The sequence below is a fragment of the Mediterraneibacter sp. 210702-DFI.3.120 genome (assembly GCF_020561005.1).
Lineage (GTDB): Bacteria > Bacillota > Clostridia > Lachnospirales > Lachnospiraceae > Mediterraneibacter > Mediterraneibacter faecis.
In genome coordinates this window covers 1-411 of the sequence record NZ_JAJCNG010000086.1, presented here as the reverse complement: position 1 = coordinate 411, position 411 = coordinate 1, and the positions used below count along the sequence as shown (strand labels likewise).

General features: G+C 40.4%; 1 protein-coding gene. It reads left to right on the top strand.

All coding sequences use genetic code 11. From position 1 onward, the window contains the following. A partial coding sequence (locus LI162_RS15310) for a replication initiation factor domain-containing protein (protein ID WP_227156881.1) occupies positions 1-411 on the top strand: 411 nt, incomplete at both ends.

The following is a 411-nucleotide window of genomic DNA, read 5'->3' as shown; positions in this document are numbered from 1 at the left end:
TTAAATACAAAACCTATCAAGCACGCTGGCAGATTGGAGATATTTATGTATCGGGGGACGCAAGGAAAACAGAGGATAACCCACAAGGGTTAGGCTGTTATCTTGTTATGACTGGCAGAGGTTGTGATGATATTTTCCGTATTCTCGACAGTAGGAATTATACCTTTGGGGATATGTTCCGACGCTGTGAGAGAAGATACGGACGGGATAACTTCCATTTTACAAGACTTGATATTGCCATTGATGATAAAAACGAAAAACCATTCTTTACCATAGAGCAGATAAAGAAGAAATGCGAAAAAGAGGAATTTATCTCGAATAGTGAGGGCTACCACTTTGACGAAAGCAAGTTTGATGATTTCGACACCGCAAAGACTGTTTATATCGGTGCTGGTAAATCGGGATTGTCCT